Origin of the sequence: Streptomyces sp. NBC_01450, assembly GCF_036227505.1 — a bacterium.
In the GTDB taxonomy this organism is placed as follows: Bacteria; Actinomycetota; Actinomycetes; order Streptomycetales; family Streptomycetaceae; genus Streptomyces.
Map to the genome: position 1 here is coordinate 9575428 of NZ_CP109480.1, position 22594 is coordinate 9598021.

Genomic DNA, 22594 nt, shown 5'->3' on the forward strand with positions numbered 1-22594 from the left:
CCAACCCAGCGCGGGGCTGTCCGCAAAGGTGCCCGACGTGAGCCGACTTTCAAGTACCGAGTTTCCCTGGCTTCGCGAGTTCGGTGCTACGCGGCTCACCGTCGCCGGTCCTTCGCCGCTGGTGCCGATGACTCGCTGTCCTGCCCAGTTCCCGGTGGGCGCCGCGCCGCACTCTCCTCCGGCGTGGGTGAGATGCGAGGGCGTTCGAGTACGCGCACCATGGCCGTGACACCACATGGTGGATGAGGCTTCCGCCGTGTCCGAGAGTTCCAGCCCTGTGCGAGCGCCGGTACGAACACAGGCAGGCGTTCCGAGTGCCGCACAACGCTGCTGTGCCACACTCCGTCCGTTCCGGCAGAAGGGGCTCCTTCCATGGCCGTCCGTCATCAGCTGATCCGGCGTCCCTCACACGCGGTGTGGGCGGTGCTTGCCGATCCGACCCGGTACGGCGAGTGGGTGGTGGGGCCCTCCACGTCCACGCCACTCGATCAGACCTGGCCCGCTGTCGGATCCAGGCTCCGCTACACCCTGCGGCTGGGTCCCTGGTCGACCGACGGAGTGACGACGGTCCGCCACCGGGAATCCGGAAGAGAGCTGGAGCTGGAAGCTTCGTTCAAGTCGCTCGGCACCGCGAGGATCTTCCTCCAGCTCAGGCCGTGGGGCGAGGAGGAAACCCTCGTCATCTGCGACGAGCACCCCCTGCGCGGCCTGGGAGGCACTCTCCACAACGGCGCGATTGAAGCGGTATTCCAGCTGCGGCACCGTGGGATGCTGGCCCGCCTGGCCAGGCTCGTGGAACAGGACCCCGTCGAGCAGGATCACGCCGGGGCCCGCCATGCCTGACGCGGTGGTGATCGGCGCCGGACCCAACGGGCTGGTGGCGGCCAATCTGCTGGCGGACGCCGGGTGGAGCGTGGAAGTCCTGGAGGCTCAGCAGGAGCCTGGCGGTGCGGTGCGCAGCGACCGAGGTGTCCATCCCGACTACGTCTCCGATCTTTTCAGCGCCTTCTATCCGTTGGCCGCCGTTTCCCCGGTCCTCGCCCGCCTCGATCTCGCGGCGGAGGGACTGCGATGGAGCCATGCCCCGCGCGTGCTGGCCCACCCGCTGAGGGACGGGAGGTGCGCGGTCTTGGAGCGGCGCGTGCAGGAGACCGTATCCGGGCTGGAAGGGTTCGCACCGGGGGACGGTGATGCCTGGCGGGACATGTACGAGGTGTGGAGTTGTGTCAGGCAGGAATTGGTGCAGGCCATGTTCACGCCCTTCCCCCCGGTCCGCCCGGCGCTCCGCCTGGCGGCGAAACTCCGGGCCGCGGGCGGACTGCGGCTGGCCCGGAAGCTGGCCCTGCCGGTGCGTCGCCTGGGCGACGAGGAGTTCCGGGGCGAGGGGGGACGGCTCCTGCTGGCCGGGAATGCCCTGCACGCCGACCTGGCTCCCGAGGCGGTGGGCAGCGGCGGGTTCGGCTGGTTGATGTCGATGGTCGGACAGAGCCACGGCTTCCCGGTCCCCGTCGGCGGCGCCGGCGCCCTGACCGCGGCGCTCCTGAGCCGGCTTCAGCACCACGACGGCGCCTTGCGCTGTGGGGAGCGCGTCGTGTCCGTCGTCGTACGGGGCGGCAGGGCGGTGGGCGTCAGGACGGCCGGCGGGGAGACCGTCAGAGCGCGGCGCGCCGTGCTCGCGGACACGTCGGCGCCGGCGCTGTACCGGGAGCTCGTGGGCGAGGAACACCTTCCCTCCCGCCTCCTGCGGGATCTGGAACGCTTTCAGTGGGATTTCGCGACCTTCAAGGTTGACTGGGCGCTGACCGGACCGGTGCCGTGGACCGCGCCGCAGGCCGCCAGTGCGGGGACGGTCCACGTGGCCGACGGCATCGACAGCCTGACCCGGTTCGCCTCGCAGATCGCCATGGGACAGGTGCCCGATGAGCCGTTCGCCCTGTTCGGACAGATGACCACAGCGGATCCCAGCCGCTCACCCGTCGGTACGGAATCGGCGTGGGCCTACACCCACGTCCCGCAGCGCATCACCTCCGATGCCGGCCCCGATCGCATCACCGGCCGCTGGGACGCCCGCGAACAGGAAGCCATGGCGGACCGCATCGAGGCCCAGGTGGAGCGGTTCGCGCCCGGCTTCCGTACGCGGATCCTCGCCCGTCGGATCCTGGCCCCCACCACCTTGCAGGCCATGAACGAGAACCTCCACAACGGTGCCATCAACAACGGCACCACGGCCCTGCACCAGCAGGCGGTCTTCCGCCCCGTCCCCGGCACCGGCCGACCCGAGACCCCCGTCAAGGGCCTCTACCTCGCCTCCGCGGCCGCCCATCCCGGCGGCGGAGTCCACGGAGCCCCGGGAGCGAACGCTGCCCGAGCCGCGCTACGACCCTACGGACTGCACACCCTCCTCCACCGTGCCCAACGGATCTGAACCGCCCCGCACACACCAGACCCGCACACACCAGAGCGGGGAGCATGCGTGCTCCGGCATGCCGCCCGATGACTGCCGCGCTTCCCGCAGCCCCTTGTCATCGGGCAGGCGTCCGCGCGCCCGCCGGGCGATCCCGGGGGATCGGTGGCGGCGGGCCACGCGGGTCGATCACCAGTAGTGGCGTCGGCCGGCGACGGCGTGTCCCATCGAGCCGAGGATCCACAGGATGGCTCCGACGACCAGCAGGATGATCCCGATGGTCCACAGGATGGATATCCCGGCGAGGAAGCCGACGACGAGCAGAATGATGCCTAGGACGATCATGGTTTCTCCCTTTGGGGAGTGGTGCCGGTGCCCCTGTGAACTGCGAGAGACCGCAAGGGGAGACACGGGGATGGTCGGTCTCCTCCTCACTCCGCGCGGTGCGGTTTGTGGCCGGCGACCTGCAGGCGGACCTCGGTGGGCATGCCAGGGGAGCCGGTGGACCGACGGACAGTCCGGAGCGGGCCTTCGCACAGGACATCGAGGACGGTGCCCGGTGCCGCCTGGGAGGTGAGAGTGAGTCCCACGCGGGTGCGGGGGTGGGCAGGCCGGCCGGTGATGCGTACGGCCGCGTGCTCAACTCACCGGCTTCGGCCGCTTCTTCTCAGTCTGGGCGGTGACTCCAGCAGCCGCACGCGGAGAGTGGAACTTCACGGGATAGCCGCTGGCTCTGCCCACTGAGCCGGCGGTGGCTACATATGATGAAATAGGCGGTTTCTCCCGCGCGCACCATCCCCCGCGCCATCCCGCTCGCCCTGGCCCTGGTCGCCGTGCTCGGCTCCCTGCTCACCCTGATCCTGGGCGTCTCCCGGAACCACTCTGGCGATGGCCCGTGACCGGCATCTGCCGCACCACCTAGCCGCCGTTCACCGCGCTTTAAGGTGCCTCACCGGGCGGGCCCCGAGCCCGGCGAGGGGGTCAACCCGCTGGTGGTGCAGGCGATGGCCGAGGTCGGCGTCGACCTCACCGGCCGTACCACGCGGCACCTGACAGAGCACACCGTCGCGGCCAGCGACATCGTGGTGACCACCAGCGGCGCGATGCCTGCGCCACCTTGCCCGGACAGCGGCGCGAGGACTGGCCGGTGGACGATGTCGCGGGCCAGGACCTGGACGTGCGCGTCATACGCGCCGACGTCCGCGCCCGCGTCGAACGCCTCGCCGCCCACCTCACGTCCCCGGCTGAGCCTGTGGGCGACGGCAGTTGAGTGACGGGCGCCCGGAACTGCCGTGTCAGGGCGCCTCGTTGCCGAGTACCTCGCGGGCCAGTGTCGCCAGTGACTTGCGGTCCTCGGCGAGGGCCTCATTCCCGGCCTCGGTCGCCCGGTACACCCGCCGGGTGCGCCCGTCGACCACGCGCTGCTCGCAGGTGATTGGATCCGCTGCGGCAGGCGTTACGGAACCTGGTGCCCTGCTTGTCGGCGATTGCCTCGTCCACCTGCTCGGGGAACCGTTCCAACAACTGCGCGCCGGGCCCGCCGATGCCGCGCACGCAGTGCCAATCACGGAACGTGACAGGCACGGTCTCCACGATCAGGCCGAACACGCCCGCGCCCTGGCCCCGCTCCCGAAACCTCGCCAGCCGCCCGGACCGCCCGTGCCCTCCGCGCTCGCTGCCGGTCTGCCCTGCATCCAACCAGGGCCGCCCATCTCAGCCAACTACCCTACCGACCATGAAAGCTTCCCGCTCGGATGGCGGCAAACAACGCCGCGCCGCCGCCGACTGCTGAATGCCTCTATGCGATTTCGTCGGTCCGCTCACGGATGTGTGGGAGCGGTCGGGTGGGGGGACTTGGTGGGTAGGCCGGGTTTAGTGGCGTTCCCATGGGGCTGGCTTGGCTCAGGCTTCTCTGGTTCAGCCCACGAGCCGGGGAAGCCGCAGGTCAGGTCATGAAAGACTGCCCTCTGTGCAGACTCGTCGGGCGACTTCACGGAGCTTGATGTTGTTCTCCTGTGAGTAACGGCGCAGGACGTCGAACGCTTCGTGCTCCGTGAGGTGACGGCGGCCCATGAGGATGCCCATGGCCTCGCCGATGACGTGCCGGGTAGCGACGGCCTGTTCCATCTGGGTGTGGGTGCGGGCGCTGGAGAAGGCGACCGCTGCGTGGGAGGCCAGCAGCCACCCGGCCAGTTCGCTGGTCTCGGTGAACGCGTCGGGTTTGCGGGAGCAGAGGTTCAGTGCACCGAGGTCCTCGTCATCGTCGAACAGCAAAAAGCCCATCACGCTGCCCACGCCGAGCGCCTGAGCCTGGGGGACGTAGTGGGGCCAGCGTGGCTGCTCGCCGGTGAGGTCGGCGATGCGGAAGAGCCGTTCCCCCTGCGAGCTGCGGGCGGCATTGAAGCACGGTCCTTCGCCCAGCCGCTGCTGCAGCTGGTCGTTGTCGATGACCAGCTGGTGGGTGGGGGCGAGCGTCTCCACCTTCGAGTCGTGCAGCACGAGAATGCCAGCGGCGTCGCAGCCTTCGACCAGCTCGGTGGCCGATGCGGTGATTCTCGCCAGCGTGGCATCGACCGATTCCTGCGACAGAAGGTCCCGTGCCATCGACGCCATCTGCTGCGCGAACCGTCGCCAGTCCACTTCGTCCTCCGCTACTCGTCTCGCCCGGACAAGCCTCATACTCAGCTTTTCACGCGATCCTCACCGTGACATCGGAGCCGAATGCCCGCGGAAGGCAAGCGGATGACTCCCGGTGACGCGATCCGGGCATCGTCAGCGTGATGACGGCGGTCGGCGCGGCGGGGGCGATCAGCACCCGCGCAGCCCTGTATGCCGGTTCGCGGATGAGGCGGCGGGTCATCGGAGATGACGGCCGACTTGTTCCCCTGTACTGGGACGCTCCGCAGTAGCCCTACCCGCGTCCGTTCTGGTGCGTGCTGCTTCAGTGCCATGCGGCCCTGCCGATGGCGGCGCCCGAGCCATCCTGGTGCGCCCTGCCGCTGACGCTGCAACCCTTTACAGACACCCCCGACGCGCGAGGGCGGGGAGCCCAGATGTTCAGGGTGGGCGGTACGCCGTCCTGGGCGCAGGGCGACGAGTACTACCGGTGCGCATGCGGCGCTGACTTGGTGTACGTCTGCCAGGTGCCGGAGGGCATGGAATTCGCCCTCCACCCAGGCCAGCCAGAGCAGCCCTACAGTCTCAGAGCCGAGACTTACTGGCTGTTCCTCGTCAATGAGGTCTACCTACTGGCTTGCCCAGCCCACTGTGATCCAGCGGCAGTCTGGTCGGTGAACCAGAACTGACCCCTCGGCATCGGCGACCTGCACAACCCCATCGTCGCCGATGGACCCGCAACGAGCAGGTCATACAACGGTTCCGCGGATCATTTACGGGACAGCCCTCAGGCAGAGGCAAGGCCCGGTGAACGAGGACGCGGGGGAATCCCACTGCACTTTGTCGCTCAGGTCGATTTGCTTGACATCGTCCCACTTGAAGTTGCCGCCCAGTGGCGGATGCCTGCGCAGCTTCTGACCTGTGGTGTGACCGGCGAACCGGCCGCACCCACCAGGGCGAGCGGCAATACACTCTGGGACGGATCTGCGAACGCGGCAAAGCGCACTGGGACAGCGACAAGACGCGCCGGGACAGGACACGCTGAATACGCGATGCAGTGAGAATCGCCAATGGGGATGACATCGAGTAAGAATCCGCCACTTTGAGTGCGACAGGACATGTCCGCCGCAGTCTCACGCTGGTGTCATGTCGCAGGTCAGCGGCTTGCCTCGGACAGGAGACCTGAGGAAATGACACGGAAGCTGAGACAATCGACGGATGACACAGCGTGAGCCGCCGGACAAAAGCACAGTTCACAGCGTTGGCGCATGACACGGCGGCTGAGGGTCTACAGGTCAGCCTACGAGCCAACACCGAAATAGGCATATCTGGCAGACGGTCCGAATAGGGCGGTCTGGTCTGGGAACTCAGTCCAGGGAAAGCCATCCAAGGAACGGAGCGCGCCGTGATCATCAAATCAATGCACGACATGGGCATCCGCAGCGAACACGCCTACCTCGCCGGCATGGCATCCATCGGCCTCAGCGTCGCCGCCTGGGCCACCTCGCTTCAACTCGAACCCGGCCTCGGCCTCGCCCGTGCCGACCGGTGGGGACTCTTCGTCGGCGAATGGGCGCCCACCTTCTTCGGCCTCGGCCTTGCCCTCTCCCACTACGAACAGCAGGACGGCACCCTCAACGCCACCGTCCATGAAATCCGCGAACAGCACAAAGCCGGCTGACAGCAGTCCACCGGTACCGCCGCAGCGCAGCCGCATGGCCTCCCGTGGCGAGCCGGGAAGAGCGGCGGGCCCTGCCGTTCGCAGCGAACGGCAGGGCCCGAAAGGGGTTCCCACCTGGGGGTGGAGGACCCGCACGCACACCATGCACCACAAACCGGCCAGCGGGAGATCGCGGCCGGAAGTATCTGCGTCCGACCGACATCCCGACCAGGCCCGCTGTCAGTGCTGGCAGCAACGATGCACGCATGACGATCACGATGCAGCACTACGACCTCACCTGGACCGACCTCGACGGCACACCGCGAGCGTCCGGCGTCAGCTACGACAAGCGAGTGCCGAACAGCGGAAGGGTCCAGTCGCCTGGTCCCGACCTGATCCCGGCAGATGAGTCGGTGGCATGGGCGGGTCGTGCCGCGCCGTCCGGACACTGCATCGGGACTTCCACACCACCGCGGCCCGCCCGGCTATCCACCGACACGATCTCGGGGCGGCTCCCTTTCAGGGGAGCGGTGTGCCGCCCGTGGCGTTGAGGATCTCTGCGGTGATGAAACTCGCCCGCGGTGAGGCGAGGAAGACATAGGCGGGGGCCATCTCGACGGGCAGGCCGTCGGAGGGGCACCTGCTTGCCGAACTCGGTGGTGTCCGGCAGCGTCGCTGGAATCAGCGGCGTTCATACGGGCCCGGGGCGAGGGCGTTGACGCGGATGCCATTGGCATGGCCGTAGAACTCGCCGTTCCCCAGCGATAACGCGCCCTCGGCGAGGTCACGGTTCCATGCGTGTATCCCCGACGTTGGTTGCTCCTTCAGGCCAAACATGCTGCGGGGCACCGCTCTCGTTCGCAGCACCATCCGCCCCAGTGAGCGGGATTTCACCCACACAGGCCACGGCTTCCACCAACGCGGTCTGCGAGCGCATGCGGGAGATCACCTCGACAAGCTGGTCTCGCAGCGACATATAGGCGCCAGGGCTGATGCTCAACCCAGCCTCCTCAGTGCGTCATTCACATCTCAGATGCCCCGTCCGGCAGCGGCTAGCACCACCGCAGCAAAAACCGTCACCGCCGAGCAGATGACCATCGCGGCGCGCTCCCTTCCGCCCGGACAACAGACGGCACCGGGCCACCCCACCCGAAGGAATTCAGTCAACAGGCTCCAGGCAGGGGCTGCGGACGGCACGGCTTCACTGCCAGAAGGTTCCATACACTGCAATAACGCGCAGTCGTAGCCAACGACAGTGCCGCCGCCCCATCACCACACCAACGGCCCAGTCCGCCGGTGCGCTGTCACGAGCGCTGGATAGCGCCGTACGGCACGACGCAACCGGACCAGGGTCTGCGGGGTGTCCACCAGGCGGTGCTCCCAGGGCTGATCGCGGGAGGCTGCGAAGACCTCGCGGAGCCGGCGTTGGACGATGGGCCTGGCTTCCTCCTGGCGCTCGCGGTACTCGCGGCGCGTGGCCGTCGATCGTTCTTCCAGCTCTTCCTCCTCCACTTCGGTGGCGCCGTCCTCTGAGCACAGCCCTGGCGTCCGCTCTGCGATCTTCTGGTCGGCTTGGAAGAGTTCGGCGCAGGTTGCGTAGAGCCGTCGGGACATGCCGAGTGTGACTTCCGTGTGCGGGATACGGCCGGTGAGGAAGCTGTCCAGACCCACCGCTCGGGTGCTCACGTCGTTCGGGGACGCCTTGAGCCCGGCAGACGACTCACCTGTAGCAGGGCTGAATTGAGCGAGTCGGCGAGCTATCTCAACGTGTCGAAGGCCACTCTCTGTTACTGACTAGTTCACCTGCACGTTGTGAGAGGCATGTGCCAGAGCGCCCAGGACTGCCCTACGCGATGCATGGTGCAGTTGGCCGCTTCTGCGCAGGCATGGTTAACAGGGGCATGTTGGTGAGCCAAAATCTAGAAAAGCCGCATGACGGGATGTACGCGGCGCCGAACGATGGTCGACATGCTGCTCGAACAAGGGCACCTGGTACGTGCGTTCGTGCGCCAGGACGATGAACGCGCCGATGCGCTGCGCCAGGCAGGGGCCGGGGTCTTCGTCGGTGACCTGCTGAACATCGCCGACGTGACCGCCGCGCTGAAGGGCTGTCGCCGGATCTACTTCAGTATGAGCCTGTCGCCGTACTACACCGATGCCGTTAGCCTGATGGCCGCGGCGGCGCGGGCCCAGGGCGACATCGAGGTCTTCGTCAACATCTCCGAGTACGAACAGTCCTTCATGACGTTCGAGAAGATGACAGCGCCCGAGGAAGAGCGGCGTGCATGGCTCGGCGGACTCATCACGCAGTGGTCGCCGCAGCAGCGGGCTCACTGGGTCGCCGAGCAGGTACTGGACTGGTCCAGCCTGCCGACCGTGAACGTGCGGGCGGCCATGTTCGTCGAGAACCCCCTGATGACCTGGCTGGCGCTGGGCCCGCTGAGCGACGGTGAACTGCGCCTGCCCTTCGGCCACCACCGGCTCGCGCCCATCGCGGGCTACGACGTGGCGGAGCTGTGCGTGAAGATCCTGGCCGACCCGGCTGAGCACATCTCGAAGTCCTACGACCTCACCGGCCCGGAACTGAAGGACATGCACGGGTCCGCGCAGGACTACGCCGCCGCACTGGGACGCAAGGTCACCTACATTCCCGAAGATGTCGAAACCTGGAACGAGACCTACGTGGATAGCGCCCTGGCCGCGTTTCCGCACATCGCGGAACACCTGAAGACCCTGACCCGGCTGATGGGCGGCGGAGGGTACCGTGGCGTCACCGACCAGCTCGAAACCTTGCTCGGACGCCCGCCGAAGACCGTGCGGTGGGCACTGGAAAACCACCCGCGCATCCAGAAACTGGCATCCGCCTGAGCCACCGAACGATCCAGAGCAGAACGACTATGGTGCCGCATCGGAGTCCCCGGTCTGGGGACTCCGATGCGGCACCACGGTGTCGGCGGTTGATGCGCCCTCATAGGTGTGGTGGCCGTCGCCGGCACTCGGTGGGGCTGATCGGACCGATACGAGACGCCGAGAGGAAGCCAGCGTTCCACAAAAAGTGATGAATTCTCGCCTGGCACGAGTGTCGTGTCCGTCCGCGGCGACGCCGTCTGCACGGGACATCACGCACCGGCTCCACAATGGTGCACGCGAATAGGGCCGATCGTGACGGATAGCCGTCATGTGGGGTGACGACTCATGCGAGGCATCAGACGAGTGCCGCAAACCGCGCGGCCCATACCGCCTGACCATCTGATCCTCCACGTCGCCAAGCCCATCGAGGCTCCCGCAGTCTGCCGCGAGCTGGGTAGCGAGAAGGTCCGCTCCCGCCATCGCGGCTGCCACGGGCGCAGCCTGTCCTGGCCGCTCCTCCTCGTCCTCGGGTTGCATCATCTGCACAGCGGTCCGCTGCAAGCGGTTGATGATCACCAGAGCGCGTACGGTTGACTTCGTTCACGCTTGGGGTGAATAGAGCCAGGCCGCTACTGCAGTGCGTGAACCGCGGCTGAGAACACCGGGGGCATCCGAGACGCTGCCGGCACGATGAGGCGGGCGGTGCCAGGACGGCGGCTCGCGGCCAGCAGAGCTCCGGTCAGCAGCCGGTGGCGCCGGGTCAGGTGCACCCAGGCGCGCTCGTACGCGTCCGGTCGCCCGGCGGCCAGGCAGCGGACGGCAGCCCCGGCCGTCGCCAGGGCGAGGGCGATGCCCTCGCCGGTGAGGGCATCCAGGTAGCCCGCGGCGTCGCCGACGAGCAGGACACGTCCGGCGACTCTGCGCCGCACCCGCTGCAGCAGAGGCCCGGCGCCGCGTACCTCCGTCGCGGCCTGGCCGCGCAGCGACGCGGTGAGGGCCGGGAAGCCGGCCAGGTGATCGTCGTAGCCGCGACGGCTGCGGCTGAGGACAGCGACGCCCACCAGGTCGTCGCCGACCGGTGTCACATAGGCCTCGCCATGCCCGGACCAGTGGACCTCCACGAAGTCTGTCCACGGCTCGACGCGGTAGTGTCGGCGCAATCCGTAGCGGCCGTGGGGGCGGCCCGGCAGTTCCAGACTCAGGCTGCGGCGCACGGGGGAGTGCAGGCCGTCGGCGGCGACCAGCCAACGGGCCGTGGTCCCGGCGGCGGTGACCGTGTCCGCGCTCTGGTACACCTCGCCGACCTTGCCCGTCAGTATGCGCACGCCGAGGCTGAGAGCGCGCTGATGCAGTGCGGAGTGCAGCGTCGTACGGCGGATCCCCAGCCCGCCACGGCCGCGGAAAGACGCTTCGGCGCGGGAGACGCCGTCCACGTAACGGATGCCGCGCAGTTCGCGGCCGGTGACGTCGACGCCCAATGCTCGCAGCGCGGCGACACCGCCCGGCATGACGCCTTCTCCGCAAGCCTTGTCCACGGGCGCGGTCCGGGGTTCGACGACGACGGCCTCCAGGCCGGCGAGCGCGGCGTGGATGGCAGCGGCCAGACCGGCCGGCCCGCCGCCGGCCACCAGGACGTCGATCACGCCGGAGCGGTCGTGGTCGGATCGGTCGCTGCGGCCAGCGCACGATTCTCGCAGCGGATGCGCACGGTGAGCAGGGCGGCATTGAATACCGTGAACACGGCCGCGGTGACCCAGGCGGTGTGCACCAGTGGCAGGGCCACACCCTCGGCGACGACGGCCACATAATTCGGATGCCGCAGCAGACGGTAGGGGCCGCTCGTCACTAGCGGCAGGCCGGGTACGACCATCACCCGAGTGTTCCAACGGGGTCCCAGGGTCTCGATGCACCACCACCGCAACGCCTGGGCGCCTACCAGCGCGGCCAGCATGGGCCAGGCCAGCGTGGGTACGTAGGGCCGGTCGGCCAGCCACACCTCGGCCGGGCAGCCGACCAGCAGGCCGGTGTGAAGGGCGACCATCGCCGGGTAGTGGCCCTGCCCGGTCACGATCGCGCCGCGGGCAGAGCTCCACCGCTCGTTGCGGCGGGCGACGACGAGTTCGGCGACGCGCTCGGCGGCGACAGCGGCCACCAGTAGTCCGTACCAGATCATGTGTCCTGTGTCCTTCGAGGGTTCGACTACCAGCGCAGCAGGACAAGTTCGCAGGCGAAGCCGGGCCCCATCGCCAGCAGCACACCCGGGGTGCCCGGCGGCGGCCGGTGTTCGGCCAGGGTGTCGCGCAGTACGTGGAGTACCGATGACGAGGACAGGTTGCCCACGTCGGCCAGGTGACGCCAAGTCACATCGAGCGCGTCGTCGGGCAGGTCGAGGGCTTCGGTGACGGCCTCCAGGACCTTGGGGCCACCCGGGTGGCACACCCAGGCAGTTACGTCCTTCGGCTTCAGGCCGTGGTCGCCGAGGAACCCCTCGACGTCATCGGCGAGGTAACGGCGTACGACATCGGGGACCTGCGGGTCGAGGACGACCTGGAAGCCAGAGCTCCTGACGTCCCAGCCCATGACGCGCCCGGTGTCCGGATACAGGTGGCTGCGGGCGTCCACGATCGTCGGGCCGACGGTCTCGTCAGGGCGGCCCGGGCGGTTCCCGCCGCAGGCGACGACCGCGGCGGCGCCGTCGCCGAACAGTCCGGTGGCGACCAGGTTGGCCATGGAGGCGTCGTTGCGCTGGAAGGTGAGCGAGCACAGTTCGACCGACAGCAGCACCGCCACGTGGCCGGGCCGGCCCAGCAGGTAGTCGTGCACACGGGCCAGTCCGGCAGCGCCGCCGGCGCAGCCCAGGCCGAACAGGGGCAGCCGTTTGACGTCCGACCGCAGTCCGAGGCGGCCTGCCAGCCGTGCGTCGATCGAGGGGGCGGCGATGCCGGTGACGGAGGTGAAGATCAGCAGGTCCACGTCGGCGGCGGACACACCGGCCATGTGCAGTGCGGCTCTCACTGCCTTGGCGCCCAGGTCGGTGGCGGCGGCGATGAAGACGTCGTTGGCGGCGCCGAATCCGTCCAGTTCCTCGTACCGTTCCAGCGGCAGCGTCATGTGGCGCGAGCCGACCTTCGCGCTGCGGTGCAGCCGGTCCAGGACCCGGCGGTCGGTGCCCTCGGGCAGGCAGGTGCGGGCCACCATGTCGGTGATCTCGGACTGGGTGCGACGGTGCGGTGCGAGGGCACCGTGAACGGCGGCGATCCGCGTCATATGGTTCCCGTCCGGCTATCGACTGGGGTGAGTTGCTCTGCACGTGTTCCCCGGACCGAAGCTTCGACACCATGCATCGCCCGTCCGGCCGTTAGCCCAGGGGCGCGTGCTCCAGCCGGGTGGGTGCCGGGACGCCTACGATCGGCCGGGTGGGCACTCCCGAGCAGTCGACGGCCGACGGCGCGGCCGCGAGCTGGGCCGGCCGGGTGGGCGGCCTGGCCGGGTCGTGCCACCCCGGACCTGTCGTGGCGGTCACCGCCTTGATGGCCGCGCTGGCCGCGACCGCCGGACAGAGCGCCGCACGTTGTGTCCTGACCGCAGCCGCCGTTCTGACCGGGCAGTTGTCCGTGGGCTGGTGCAACGACGCGTTCGATGCGCGCCGGGACATCGCCGCCGGCCGCCGTGGCAAACCCGTCGTCGACGGCACGGTGGGTGTGACGGAGGTGTGGGTGGCCGCGTATGCCGCGCTGGCGCTGTGCGTGCCGATCTCGTTCGCCTGCGGCCTGTGGGCGGGCGTCGTTCACCTGGTCGGGGTGGCGGCGGCGTGGGCGTACGACCTGCGGCTCAAGGCGACAGCATGGTCCTGGGCGCCGTACGCGGTGGGTTTCGCCGCGCTCCCCGCGTTCGTGGCGCTGGGGCTCCCGGGGCAGCCGTGGCCGGCCTGGTGGGTTGTCACCGCCGGGGCGCTATTGGGGGTCGGAGCCCATCTGGGTGATGTGCTGCCGGATATCCAAGGGGATCTGGCGACAGGCGTACGGGGACTTCCGCACCGGCTGGGCCCGGACGGCGCGCGGCTGCTGCTGCCGGTTCCGCTGGTGACCGCGTCCGCGGTTCTGGCGCTGGGGCCCTCCGGAGGCCCCGGCAGATGGGGAGTGGCGGCCCTCGCGGTGGCCGCAGTGGTGGCGGTGGCGGGGATGGTGCTGGGACGCCGCTGGCAGCGGGCGGCGTTCGCGGCAGCCGTCGCCGTGGCGGTGGTGGACGTGGCGTTGCTGCTGCTGCGCGGCACCGGGATCGCCTGACCGTTCTGCCTCGCCGACCGGCTCACACCATGACCAAGCCCGAGATCGTGCGGATCGCCTCACAGCTCGCGGGTCCAAAGGTCCGTGCAGTCCTGGGTCGCAGCCAGAGCAGACCAAGTGGACGTATGGCGCGACGAGTAATGCCCTTCGGACTGTGCCCGCACAGGGGGAAGAGTCGATCACCGTCCGAGACCGGCGGAGCAAGATCAGGGCCTTGGCGATGAGCGGCTGTCGCCCGTCCCGTGAGCTGGCCGCCGGACGCGACCACCTGCACGAGGCGGGCCTGAAGGCGGCCCGGCGCACCCATCACCACCCCGACCACACCGCGACGCCCCCACCTCCTGAAACGCAGCCCGTGGAAGTCAGGGCTCGTCCGCGATCCGCGGGGAGCGGGTCCGATCCAGGGCCCAGCTGCTCGGCCCGGGGTTCCAGGCCGTCCGGAAGCGACCAGCCCGACTGCGCTGGCGTCTGGCCCCTGTCGTTTCGCGGGCACGGCGCCTAGACCTTCACACGCACTCGGCATGGTTGCCACGCGCTTTGCCTAGGTTGAGGGATGCGCTCCGACGGCCTGCCGATAGGCGACGTGCCCGCCCAGCGCACCGCTCACAGCGACCGCCGTCAGTCCGCCCAACGACCACAGCCTGCCCTTCGTCGCGCGACCGCGGAGCCGCGCCGTCAGGGACGCGGTGTAGAAGGCCACCGCAGCCACGTTCGAGAACGCGTGGGCCAGCCCGACCCGGGCCTGCTCGGGCGGCAGGTCCGCCCAGTCAGCCCAACCGGCGACCGCTGCCGGGGCGACTCCGGCCAAACCGACGGCCGTGAGGGTTGTCGGGGCACGCTGCCCTGCCGGCACGATGTCCAGGACAGCGGCCGACAGCCAGCAGCCGATAGGCACCTGTACCAGAACGGGATGTACGGGATGGCCCAGCGGCCTGCCGCGCAGCAGATCGCGTACCTCGCCCAGCGGGACCGAGCGGATTCCCCGCTGGAGAACCCTGATCGCCGGATCCGCTAGCACCGACCGTTCGATATGGTCCAGAGCCGTCAGCCACCATGCCGACGCGGTGTCTAGGGCCGAGGTCTTTCTGGCCTTCGTAGAGGTGTCGAGAGCGTGTGTGTTCATGCACAACGACTACCCGGCATCACGTCACCGTCCCACCCTGGCCTCGACTGAACCCGAACGGTTGGCCTGCATAGTTTCGATGTCCGGCCGCCGGGCCTGGTCGTGCGCCGCGGCTCGATGCCTCCCGGGCGGCCGGCAGGGTTTGCGGGACGGATGAGTCGCCGGAGCCGCACAGGCCGGGGTGACCACCGTGAAGTCTCCTCGCCGGCGGTGGCATGAGGGAGCACCCATCGATCCAGTCTGCGGCCAGGCGTGGGGACGGCCGCAAGAACGCCTGTTGTCGTCCTGCGCATGATGCAGATGCGGCAGGGTATTCGACGATCTCAACCCATTCATCACTATTTTCTGGTGTTTGTCATGGCAATTCGACGCCAAGTGATCGAGCGGCCTCCCGACGCAGTCTGGGCACACTGAGCTCTTTCCAACTGAGGGGCCGGGGGTCGGAGGCGGGGAAGGCGCAGGCAGGCCGACGAGTGGTTCCGCCGCGGCAGGCGCGCATCAGGCGCGCCGGCCGCGGGCGGTCTACTGGTCGGCGCTGGGAACCGCGAGGGGTTCACTGGGGGCCTTTTTCTTGGCCGCTTCCATCTGTTCGCCGAGTTCGGTGAGTCGGTTGCGGCCCATGGCCTTGCGGACGTCGGGGAACCATTCCTTCTCCTCTTCCTCGACGTGGTGGCGGACGTTCTCCATGAGGACGGTCATCTTGGCGTCGAACCGCTCATCGGCCGGGTCGAGGTCCTTGAGCTCGGAGAGCATCCACAGCACGACGTGGTGTTCCTCGACGCTTTCCAGGACGTCGTCCTTGGTGTCGGGGTCCGCCTCGCGGGCGGCCGGGTAGAAGATCTTCTCCTCGATCCAGGTATGGGTGGTGAGTTCTTCGATCACCTGGTCGGCGATCTTCCGCTTCTCGGCATGGGCGCCCTCGTCGGCCTCCTCGAACTGCTTGAACAGTTTCTCCACCGTCTTGTGGTCTTCCTTGAGCAACACAATCCCGTCCACAGCTATCCCTCCGCATCGGTTTCCCCGGACGGCCCGTGCCGCCCAGGGGAACCGAGTACCCCACCGCGCCCACATACCTGTCACAGACGACGCCCGTGTGACTCGGAACGATGACCCGAGCTGAGCCGTCCGCCAGTCAGTAGCGGCGCACCACCGCCAGCGGTTCGTTCTTCTGTACCGCGCCTGGACCAGGCCGCCTTGCCGATCGCCAGTCCCGTGTGGAACGAGAGAGCGGTGGGGGCGCCGATGCGCCTAGCCTGGAAGAGGCATCACAGCGAAATCGGAGGACACCATGATCGTCCTCGGCGTCATTCTGCTCGTCATCGGCCTCGTCGCCGGAATCAGCATCCTGTGGACCATCGGCGTGATTCTCGTCCTCATCGGAGTCGTCCTGTGGATTGTGGGCGCCCTCGGCCACGGCGTCGGCGGACGCAAGCACTACTGGTAGCAACCACATCGGCTCAGGGAGCTCCGCAATCCGTGGACCTCACACAGTCCGTACCCCATGCAAGAAAAGAAGGCAGGCCAGGCCATGGCCAAGCAGCCGAAGCCATCCCAGCCCCCGCACGGTGAAGGCCCCAGCCGGCACAAGGGCACCCAGCAACACGGCTGGTCTCCGGACGTCGACGAGACTCGCCAGCAGGACAACCCGAGCGCTTACCGCTCGTTCCATCCCGACCAGCACGCTCCCGACAAGGGCCCCGGGCGCACGGTCTCCAAAGAAGAGGCCGGGAATCCGCACGGTAGGCCCGTGAAGAGCACGAGCGACCGCGGAGAGGAACAGACCGCGGCCCGCAGTGACGAGAAGGGCATGCACGACACCGGCCCCAAGGGCCGCTCCCAGCGCCCCAGCGGAACCAGAGACGCATCCGCCACCACCGGCGTCGACCCTCAGGACCCGCAGGACCCGCCCGGCAGCCGCAAGGCCCGCTGACCTTCGCACCCAGTCTCGCGTCGTGGTCTACGACATCCCCGCCACTCAAGGTGAGCGGCGAGGTAGAGCTGGAGTGGATGGCCGCCACGTCGGCCACCGACTGTGGCTGGACAGCGCGTCCCACCGATGCCGCCCCGGACGGGACATCGACAAGAGTCGTCGATGGTATCGTCCGTGGCCGTTACCGCAACGGCCCCCACGCCGACATCGCCCCGCTCACCGTGCGCACACGTGCCGCATCGGCAGTGCGGCAACGCCAGGCGGCCCTCGGGACGGCCGTCTGCGTCGCGGTGGAGGCCACGGTCTCAAGGCCGATGTACGCGGTGCCGATGACGCGGTAGCGGGCCAGGTCGATGCTGTGCCGGTGCTCACGTACGGGGTGCACGTCGTAGCGGGTGAGGACGCCGGCCACGCAGATCTGGGTTCGCTCCAGAACGCCTGGGGCGCGGCCGCGGCCCCGAGTCGGTCGCGGACCAGGTGCCCGGTCTGCGTGGCGTCCACGGCTGCCGCCGCGGGGAGACGCGTCACCATTCAGCCGACGGGCCGCCCCTCACAGGCACCGGGGACATCTTCACCGTCGAACCTACTCTTACCTACGCCTTCGCCCTAGGCATTTGTCTTGCCCTGACCGACAGCACACCAGATCTCACGCCGGCCTGGCCGGCGCGCTCGTGCGAGCCGCAGGCTCGAACTGCGCGGCACCGAGCCCTGGTGGCGGGTCTACGCTGCGAGCTTCGCCTGTGCCCCGGCTACAAGGGGCCTTTGGCCGCTCCGAGCATTTTCCAGAAGTACGTCCGCAGCGGCGATGGCATCCTCGACGGTAGCCGTCGCGGTCGTCACACACAGCGTGTAGGCGACATTGTCAAGGTCCCTGGCCGTGCGCGAATCTCCGCTGTGCGCGTCAGCGAAGCGAGCCTCCGCATAGCGTGCAAGGAGTGTTCGCAGGACCTTGGGGTGAGGTTCGAGCATCGCAGTAGCGCCGCTGGTCTTGGCTTCTCACGACCGGCTTCCCGCTTGCCATGTCCGCACGCGTGCCCATTTCGGCCAGGGGTTGCGGCGATTCTTGCGCCACGGCCCCAAAGGCTCCGGCCTCGGAGGCGGCTACGGCTCCCGTTACAGCTTTTCGGCGTACCTGGACGACAGAACACTGCCATTGCGGCATGCAGAAAATCTGTCATGGCGGCAGTAGACATTCGGAATCACGGGGGTTAATGTCTTGCCCGTAGCCAGGAAGTCAGGAAGGCGCGGCAGACACGAAACTGCCGCGCACCAGCAGGTATTGGCACGGCAGTAGAGCGGCGGGGCCGGAGCGGTCTCGGGGTCCTCTCGCTGACTGCCGGGCTGGGCGGCTCACAGGGGCCGCCGACAGTACGCAGGTGCAAGGAGATGGATCAGGAAGAGGAGAAGGAGGCAGACGCCATCAGGATCGCCCGGGCAAGGACGTAGTCGGCCCGGGTACCGCAGGCCCCGGAACGGAAGGTGGTCCCACGGTCACGCATACGCGATCCCCGCACGCATCCCCCTCTCCCGGGAGAGCGGGCGGAAACAGAAGGCCGGCACCGCAGTAGGCCGGCAGATGGTGTTCAAATCCCTCGGGGCCCTGGTGCCGCACGGCACCAGGGCCCCCCGATGCGTTCCCACGACAGAGGTGCGAATGACCGCAGAAAACTCTCTGAGTCGTCTCGATGACGACGACTACCCCGCCTACACCATGGGTCGGGCCGCCGAAATGCTCGGCACCACACCCGCCTTTCTGCGGGCGATCGGTGAAGCCCGCCTGATCACGCCCCTGCGCTCGGAGGGCGGCCACCGCCGCTACTCCCGCTACCAGTTGAAGATCGCCGCTCGCGCTCGCGAACTCGTCGACCAGGGCACTCCGGTCGAGGCTGCCTGCCGCATCGTCATCCTCGAAGACCAGCTCGAAGAGGCCCGGCGCATCAACGAGGCACACCGGACCGGTGTCGAACCGCGCCGCACGGCGGATGCCTGACCCGCAGGCCATGGCAGCTGGCGGCAGGTTTCCCCCATGACTTCACACGGCTGTTGGCGCCCGCACAGGGCTCCGGCGGCGACATCGCCGGAGCCCCTCCGCCGTAAGCCACGCCCTCAGCCACGGCTGGTGTCCCCGCTTGTTCCCACCCGGAACGGTCAGGCGGCCTAGGTGAGTTCGGCGCGGCCGAACAGGAGCGCGTATCCGGATGGGAGCTGGGTGAGGATGCGGTCCAGGAGGCCGGGGCCTGCCAGGCGGCCGAGGACGGCGAGGACGGCGCCGGTGTCCCAGCGCGCGACCGCGGGGGTGGTACCCGTGCGGGTGGCCAGGTCCTTGACGAAGCCCCAGCCAGTGAACGGTTGAAGGTCGGGGATCTGGCTGGTGAACACGAGGGCGGCCTCGGAGGGGAGGCAGGCGGCGAGGTCGACGCGTTCGTCGCCGGAGAGCTGACGGCCCAGGGCCCCCAGCACGGCACGCGTGACGTCCTCGGCCCGCTCGTAGGTCGGATACGCGCCTTCGTACTGGATCCTTTCCAGCATCTGCTGAAACGTCATGCCGGGTCGGGCAGTCGCCGGTTCACGCAGCGGAAGCATCGGGAGTGGTTGCCTTTCTCGCGCAAGGGCGTTGTCGCCGGTGGGAAGGGCCGGCCGGGGTGAGTGCCGGCCGGCCCTGCTGAATTGATGAGCGGGTCACGCGTTCCTGGGCTCAGGCGCGCTCGGGACGGCCGAAGAGGAGGTCGTAGCCCGGGGGGAGCTGGAGCAGGATGCGGCGGGTGAGTTCCTCGCCCGCCGCATCGGCGGTCACGCTCAGCACGGCACTGACGTCCCAGGCCGCGGTCTGTTCGGTGGCTCCCTCGATCCACGCCGCGGTCGCCCGCAGGAACCGCTCCGGCGGAAGCGGCTCGGTGGCCTGCAGCGGGTTGAGAAGAACCAGGGCGAAGGTCTCCGGGAGCCGGGCGGCCAGCTCGGCCCGGACCTCACCCACCAGATGCGCGCCCAGCAGGGCCAGAACGGTACGCGCGGCCCGTTCGGCTTCCTGGGGTGTGGCGTACTCGCCGCGTTCCTGCACGTGGTCGAGGAATGCTTCCCATCGCATGACCACCACTGCCCCTTCACGTCGTTGTGCGATGGACGTAGGGCGGAGGACGGGACCAGAAGGGGAGACCGATGCCCGTCCTCCGCCGTCGGCGCGGCCGGGTAACTGGCTCCTCAGCCGCTGATCTGCTTGTGCTCGGACTCCCCGCCGATCGCGATCTTGCGGGGCTTGGCGCGCTCGGCGATCGGGATCCGCAGGGTCAGCACCCCTGCTTCGTATCCGGCCGTGATGCGTTCGGTGTCCAGGGTGTCGGCCAGCACCAGCTGGCGCGAGAAGACACCCAGGGGCCGCTCGGAGAGCTCCATCTGTACGTCGTCGGTCTTCACGACCGGGCGGCGCTCGGCCTTGACGGTGAGCATGTTCCGCTCGACATCGATGTCGATCGCGTCCTTCGCGACACCGGGCAGGTCGAGAGCGATCACGTACTCCTCGCCCTCACGGTAGGCATCCATCGGCATCGCCGAGGGCCTGGACCAGGTACCGGTCACACCCGTCAGCTGTTGGGCGAGCCGGTCGAGTTCGCGGAACGGGTCGGTGCGCATCAACATCGCGAAAACACCTCCACAGGTCTGGCAGGAACTGCCAATGCGCTTCGTCTGACACCGTTATAACATGTCATCCAAACGATGACAAGTGAAATGTCATCCAAAGGGTGACAATCAGAGAGGATCTCCATGAACGCCTCCCCCGAGCCCCGTGACCCCACCTCCTTCTTCGCCGCCGCGGCAGCGCTGAACACGATCAACGAAGCCGTCCGCACCGCCCAGACCCCCCAGACCGGAGCGCAACCGCAGGAAGAACAAGCCAGTGCGGACCAGGCCCTGGCTGCACTCCTCCTGCTGCGTGAGCTGCGCGACCAACTCGCAGGATGGGAACCTGGACTGATCGAGGCAGCCCGTGCAGCAGGCTCCAGCTGGGCGGACCTCGCCCACCCCCTGGGTGTCGCCAGCCGCCAGGCCGCCGAACGCCGCTACCTGCGCGTACGCCCCGGCACACCCGGCACGACCGGCGAACAACGCGTACAAGCCACCCGCAACCGCCGCGCCGCCGACCGCACCATCACCGCCTGGGCCCGGACCAACGCCGCCGAACTACGCCAACTCGCCGGCCAGATCACCGCCCTCACCGACCTCCCCTCCCCTTCCCGCACACCCCTGGCCCGGCTCGCCGACGCCCTCGCCGACAACGACGCCGCCGACCTCATCGCCCCACTCGCCGACACCCACCCACACCTCAAGCCCAACCACCCCGACCTCGCAGCCCGCATCGCCACCATCACCCACCACGCCGACCAACTCCGCCAGACCGGCGACGCCCGCCACTGAACAGCGGACGGTGATTTCGCTGCGTGATCAGCGGCTGCCTCTGATTCGTGAACTGCCGTCAGAAGTCTGTAGCCCCTGAGGGACCAGTATCGGCGGCGGTCGAGGCTTGGGTGGCGCCTCTGCTGAGCAACTCCGGCACCCAATCAATCCATAAAGGATGGAACGACAACTTCCTGGCGTATGGGTGGGCTGCTCGGGCGCCCGTGCGTGCGAGCCATGCCGGAACTGGCGGTCAGACCGAGCCCCAACGGCTGGCATATCGTCATACGTCAGAGGACGGCATACTCGTTGACCGCGCTGGCGGCCAAGGGTCCCGTCCGACCGTATCGGACTCAAGCGCATGACGTCCGATCACGCGTGCATCACCGGCATCAAGAACCGGGCCCCGCGGATGGAAAACGCTGCGCGGAACACGGAGGCTGCCGTGGCCAGGGGGATGAGCGCGGCTCCCAGCCCGGGTGACCAGGGTGACGGCGGTCGCCAAAAGCCGCGACGGCGGCCGCGTGCCCGGTCGGCAACGCCCGGGTGGCAGGCCGGGGTGGAAGCCGTTGCCCGGAGGCCGACTTGGCGGCGATGCCGACGGCGGAGGCCAGGGCGAGTGAGCTGGTGGCGCGCAGGGCGCACGGCATGCTCCACGGTTGCCGGACAAGCCCATGACGGCCGCGCCGGCCACGGCAGCAGGGTGTGGGAGGAGGCGGCGCGCGAGGTGCATCGAGTGTGCGGGGGTGTCTCATGCCCGACTGCGTACCGCGGCGATGCCGACCATGCGGCCGCCGGCCTACACGAACTGGTCAACGGCGCCTGCCACGTTGCCTGTTGGCCATCCGGTTTCAGACGTGACCGCCCAGGGGACGCGCGGGCGACGAACGTGGAGGTAGGTCCCAGGCAGCCCGCTTTCAAACAAGCTCTGTGCCACGCAACCGCGGCTGTCCCGAGGTGTTTCGGACCGGAGGCACGCCCGCGGGAGCAGTTGTCGCTGCTCTCTTGTGTGCTGCGGTCTGCCGGCTCCCACGGAGAGTGACGCCACCGATGCGGGAGACGCGTGGATCAGTCCCGTCGAGCGTTTCTCGGGACGCCGGCAGTACCGTCGCCTCAACCGCGGCGGCGACCGGCAGGCCAATGCTGCGCTGCATCGCATCGTGTTCACTCGCCTGCGGGTCGACCCGCGAACTCAGGACTATTACGAGCGCCGGATCAAGGAGGGTAAGACCCGTCGCGAAATCGTCCGTTGCCTCATTGGGGAAGTATTGATGGTGCGGCCCAATCCACGGGTCGTGACTCCCTCGGTGGGTGTTGGGGGACGGCCTCGTTGCCG

General features: G+C 68.6%; 24 protein-coding genes and 3 pseudogenes. 11 read left to right on the plus strand and 16 right to left on the minus strand.

Annotated elements, in window-relative coordinates:
- The first annotated feature begins 372 nt into the window (after positions 1-372).
- Positions 373-843: an SRPBCC family protein gene (locus tag OG568_RS42630; RefSeq protein ID WP_329535395.1), complete on the plus strand. Its 471-nt coding sequence runs from the start codon at positions 373-375 to the stop codon at positions 841-843.
- The gene (locus tag OG568_RS42635) at positions 836-2425 is read left to right on the plus strand and encodes a phytoene desaturase family protein (protein ID WP_329535396.1); all 1590 of its coding nucleotides are present in this window, start codon (positions 836-838) and stop codon (positions 2423-2425) included. The genes OG568_RS42630 and OG568_RS42635 overlap by 8 nt, the downstream gene beginning before the upstream one ends.
- Positions 2426-2593: 168 nt before the next feature.
- On the opposite strand, the gene OG568_RS42640 is transcribed toward OG568_RS42635, so the two are convergent.
- The gene (locus OG568_RS42640; protein ID WP_329535397.1) at positions 2594-2749 is read right to left on the minus strand and encodes a DUF6131 family protein; all 156 of its coding nucleotides are present in this window, start codon (positions 2747-2749) and stop codon (positions 2594-2596) included.
- Positions 2750-3186: 437 nt separating this feature from the next.
- Here OG568_RS42640 and OG568_RS61555 point away from each other — a divergent pair.
- Positions 3187-3363, plus strand: a pseudogene (locus OG568_RS61555) (amino acid permease); the annotation flags it as partial.
- Here OG568_RS61555 and OG568_RS42645 read toward each other — a convergent pair.
- From OG568_RS42645 to OG568_RS42655, 3 genes are all read right to left on the minus strand, one after another.
- Positions 3354-3635, minus strand: coding sequence for a hypothetical protein (locus OG568_RS42645; RefSeq protein WP_329535398.1), 282 nt, complete (start codon positions 3633-3635; stop codon positions 3354-3356). The pseudogene OG568_RS61555 and the gene OG568_RS42645 sit on opposite strands and share 10 nt — an antisense overlap.
- 64 nt (positions 3636-3699) lie before the next feature.
- Positions 3700-3822: a hypothetical protein gene (locus OG568_RS42650; RefSeq protein WP_329535399.1), complete on the minus strand. Its 123-nt coding sequence runs from the start codon at positions 3820-3822 to the stop codon at positions 3700-3702.
- Positions 3823-4354: 532 nt separating this feature from the next.
- Complete coding sequence (locus OG568_RS42655; protein WP_329536599.1) at positions 4355-5017, minus strand: GAF and ANTAR domain-containing protein; 663 nt, start codon at positions 5015-5017, stop codon at positions 4355-4357.
- Between the two features lie 1408 nt (positions 5018-6425).
- Here OG568_RS42655 and OG568_RS42660 point away from each other — a divergent pair.
- Complete coding sequence (locus tag OG568_RS42660) at positions 6426-6701, plus strand: hypothetical protein (RefSeq protein ID WP_097224270.1); 276 nt, start codon at positions 6426-6428, stop codon at positions 6699-6701.
- A 498-nt stretch (positions 6702-7199) separates the two neighbouring features.
- Here the strand turns inward: OG568_RS42660 and OG568_RS42665 are convergent.
- Both OG568_RS42665 and OG568_RS42670 read right to left on the minus strand, forming a co-directional pair.
- Positions 7200-7412: pseudogene (locus tag OG568_RS42665) on the minus strand (SDR family oxidoreductase); the annotation flags it as partial.
- A 537-nt stretch (positions 7413-7949) separates the two neighbouring features.
- Positions 7950-8366 carry a hypothetical protein gene (locus tag OG568_RS42670; protein WP_329535400.1) on the minus strand — a complete coding sequence of 139 codons (417 nt, stop codon included), beginning with the start codon at positions 8364-8366 and terminating at the stop codon, positions 7950-7952.
- A gap of 282 nt (positions 8367-8648) precedes the next feature.
- Between OG568_RS42670 and OG568_RS42675 the strand changes: the two genes are divergently transcribed.
- Positions 8649-9548 (plus strand): NAD(P)H-binding protein, encoded by a 900-nt coding sequence (locus tag OG568_RS42675; RefSeq protein WP_329535401.1) that lies wholly within the window; start codon positions 8649-8651, stop codon positions 9546-9548.
- Between the two features lie 611 nt (positions 9549-10159).
- On the opposite strand, the gene OG568_RS42680 is transcribed toward OG568_RS42675, so the two are convergent.
- The 3 genes from OG568_RS42680 to OG568_RS42690 are packed head-to-tail and all read right to left on the minus strand — an operon-like array spanning position 10160 to position 12797.
- The gene (locus tag OG568_RS42680; RefSeq protein ID WP_329535402.1) at positions 10160-11173 is read right to left on the minus strand and encodes an NAD(P)/FAD-dependent oxidoreductase; all 1014 of its coding nucleotides are present in this window, start codon (positions 11171-11173) and stop codon (positions 10160-10162) included.
- Positions 11170-11703 carry an isoprenylcysteine carboxyl methyltransferase family protein gene (locus OG568_RS42685; RefSeq protein ID WP_329535403.1) on the minus strand — a complete coding sequence of 178 codons (534 nt, stop codon included), beginning with the start codon at positions 11701-11703 and terminating at the stop codon, positions 11170-11172. The genes OG568_RS42680 and OG568_RS42685 overlap by 4 nt, the downstream gene beginning before the upstream one ends.
- A gap of 26 nt (positions 11704-11729) precedes the next feature.
- Positions 11730-12797, minus strand: coding sequence for a type III polyketide synthase (locus OG568_RS42690; protein WP_329535404.1), 1068 nt, complete (start codon positions 12795-12797; stop codon positions 11730-11732).
- 149 nt (positions 12798-12946) lie between these two features.
- Here OG568_RS42690 and OG568_RS42695 point away from each other — a divergent pair, with 149 nt between their 5' ends.
- Positions 12947-13816 (plus strand): UbiA family prenyltransferase, encoded by an 870-nt coding sequence (locus OG568_RS42695; RefSeq protein WP_329535405.1) that lies wholly within the window; start codon positions 12947-12949, stop codon positions 13814-13816.
- 541 nt (positions 13817-14357) lie between these two features.
- On the opposite strand, the gene OG568_RS42700 is transcribed toward OG568_RS42695, so the two are convergent.
- Positions 14358-14939: a DUF2231 domain-containing protein gene (locus OG568_RS42700; RefSeq protein WP_329535406.1), complete on the minus strand. Its 582-nt coding sequence runs from the start codon at positions 14937-14939 to the stop codon at positions 14358-14360.
- 522 nt (positions 14940-15461) lie between these two features.
- Positions 15462-15935, minus strand: coding sequence for a hemerythrin domain-containing protein (locus OG568_RS42705; RefSeq protein ID WP_329535407.1), 474 nt, complete (start codon positions 15933-15935; stop codon positions 15462-15464).
- Positions 15936-16227: 292 nt separating this feature from the next.
- On the opposite strand from OG568_RS42705, the gene OG568_RS42710 reads away from it, so the two are divergent.
- Positions 16228-16383, plus strand: coding sequence for a DUF6131 family protein (locus OG568_RS42710; RefSeq protein ID WP_266587288.1), 156 nt, complete (start codon positions 16228-16230; stop codon positions 16381-16383).
- Between the two features lie 84 nt (positions 16384-16467).
- A complete protein-coding gene (locus OG568_RS42715; RefSeq protein WP_329536600.1) occupies positions 16468-16869 on the plus strand; it encodes a hypothetical protein in 402 nt (133 codons plus the stop codon).
- 181 nt (positions 16870-17050) lie between these two features.
- On the opposite strand, the gene OG568_RS61560 is transcribed toward OG568_RS42715, so the two are convergent.
- Complete coding sequence (locus tag OG568_RS61560; RefSeq protein WP_443077819.1) at positions 17051-17281, minus strand: hypothetical protein; 231 nt, start codon at positions 17279-17281, stop codon at positions 17051-17053.
- A gap of 308 nt (positions 17282-17589) precedes the next feature.
- Positions 17590-17838 (minus strand): DUF5133 domain-containing protein, encoded by a 249-nt coding sequence (locus tag OG568_RS42725; protein ID WP_329535408.1) that lies wholly within the window; start codon positions 17836-17838, stop codon positions 17590-17592.
- Between the two features lie 685 nt (positions 17839-18523).
- Between OG568_RS42725 and OG568_RS42730 the strand changes: the two genes are divergently transcribed.
- The gene (locus OG568_RS42730) at positions 18524-18859 is read left to right on the plus strand and encodes a MerR family transcriptional regulator (RefSeq protein ID WP_266587292.1); all 336 of its coding nucleotides are present in this window, start codon (positions 18524-18526) and stop codon (positions 18857-18859) included.
- A gap of 167 nt (positions 18860-19026) precedes the next feature.
- Here the strand turns inward: OG568_RS42730 and OG568_RS42735 are convergent, their stop codons facing one another.
- The 3 genes from OG568_RS42735 to OG568_RS42745 form a co-directional block, all read right to left on the minus strand.
- Positions 19027-19452: a DUF2267 domain-containing protein gene (locus OG568_RS42735; protein ID WP_329535409.1), complete on the minus strand. Its 426-nt coding sequence runs from the start codon at positions 19450-19452 to the stop codon at positions 19027-19029.
- 112 nt (positions 19453-19564) lie between these two features.
- Positions 19565-19954 carry a DUF2267 domain-containing protein gene (locus tag OG568_RS42740; protein ID WP_329361047.1) on the minus strand — a complete coding sequence of 130 codons (390 nt, stop codon included), beginning with the start codon at positions 19952-19954 and terminating at the stop codon, positions 19565-19567.
- 113 nt (positions 19955-20067) lie between these two features.
- Positions 20068-20502, minus strand: coding sequence for an Hsp20/alpha crystallin family protein (locus OG568_RS42745; protein WP_329535410.1), 435 nt, complete (start codon positions 20500-20502; stop codon positions 20068-20070).
- Between the two features lie 126 nt (positions 20503-20628).
- Between OG568_RS42745 and OG568_RS42750 the strand changes: the two genes are divergently transcribed.
- Together OG568_RS42750 and OG568_RS61565 are read left to right on the plus strand one after the other, a co-directional pair.
- Positions 20629-21279: a type III effector protein gene (locus OG568_RS42750; RefSeq protein WP_329535411.1), complete on the plus strand. Its 651-nt coding sequence runs from the start codon at positions 20629-20631 to the stop codon at positions 21277-21279.
- Positions 21280-22325: 1046 nt separating this feature from the next.
- Positions 22326-22514: pseudogene (locus OG568_RS61565) on the plus strand (transposase); the annotation flags it as partial.
- Positions 22515-22594: the final 80 nt, after the last annotated feature.

Bases quoted from the DNA above. Each gene is read 5' to 3' on its own strand.
- OG568_RS42685 (WP_329535403.1), bottom strand. From the start codon at position 11,703: ATGATCTGGTACGGACTACTGGTGGCCGCTGTCGCCGCCGAGCGCGTC.
- OG568_RS42745 (WP_329535410.1), bottom strand. From the start codon at position 20,502: ATGTTGATGCGCACCGACCCGTTCCGCGAACTCGACCGGCTCGCCCAA.
- OG568_RS42735 (WP_329535409.1), bottom strand. From the start codon at position 19,452: ATGCTTCCGCTGCGTGAACCGGCGACTGCCCGACCCGGCATGACGTTT.
- OG568_RS42690 (WP_329535404.1), bottom strand. From the start codon at position 12,797: ATGACGCGGATCGCCGCCGTTCACGGTGCCCTCGCACCGCACCGTCGC.
- OG568_RS42640 (WP_329535397.1), bottom strand. From the start codon at position 2,749: ATGATCGTCCTAGGCATCATTCTGCTCGTCGTCGGCTTCCTCGCCGGG.
- OG568_RS42715 (WP_329536600.1), top strand. From the start codon at position 16,468: ATGGCCAAGCAGCCGAAGCCATCCCAGCCCCCGCACGGTGAAGGCCCC.
- OG568_RS42710 (WP_266587288.1), top strand. From the start codon at position 16,228: ATGATCGTCCTCGGCGTCATTCTGCTCGTCATCGGCCTCGTCGCCGGA.
- OG568_RS42750 (WP_329535411.1), top strand. From the start codon at position 20,629: ATGAACGCCTCCCCCGAGCCCCGTGACCCCACCTCCTTCTTCGCCGCC.
- OG568_RS42725 (WP_329535408.1), bottom strand. From the start codon at position 17,838: ATGCTCGAACCTCACCCCAAGGTCCTGCGAACACTCCTTGCACGCTAT.
- OG568_RS42655 (WP_329536599.1), bottom strand. From the start codon at position 5,017: ATGGCGTCGATGGCACGGGACCTTCTGTCGCAGGAATCGGTCGATGCC.
- OG568_RS42675 (WP_329535401.1), top strand. From the start codon at position 8,649: ATGCTGCTCGAACAAGGGCACCTGGTACGTGCGTTCGTGCGCCAGGAC.
- OG568_RS42700 (WP_329535406.1), bottom strand. From the start codon at position 14,939: ATGAACACACACGCTCTCGACACCTCTACGAAGGCCAGAAAGACCTCG.
- OG568_RS42630 (WP_329535395.1), top strand. From the start codon at position 373: ATGGCCGTCCGTCATCAGCTGATCCGGCGTCCCTCACACGCGGTGTGG.
- OG568_RS42635 (WP_329535396.1), top strand. From the start codon at position 836: ATGCCTGACGCGGTGGTGATCGGCGCCGGACCCAACGGGCTGGTGGCG.
- OG568_RS42730 (WP_266587292.1), top strand. From the start codon at position 18,524: ATGACCGCAGAAAACTCTCTGAGTCGTCTCGATGACGACGACTACCCC.
- OG568_RS42740 (WP_329361047.1), bottom strand. From the start codon at position 19,954: ATGCGATGGGAAGCATTCCTCGACCACGTGCAGGAACGCGGCGAGTAC.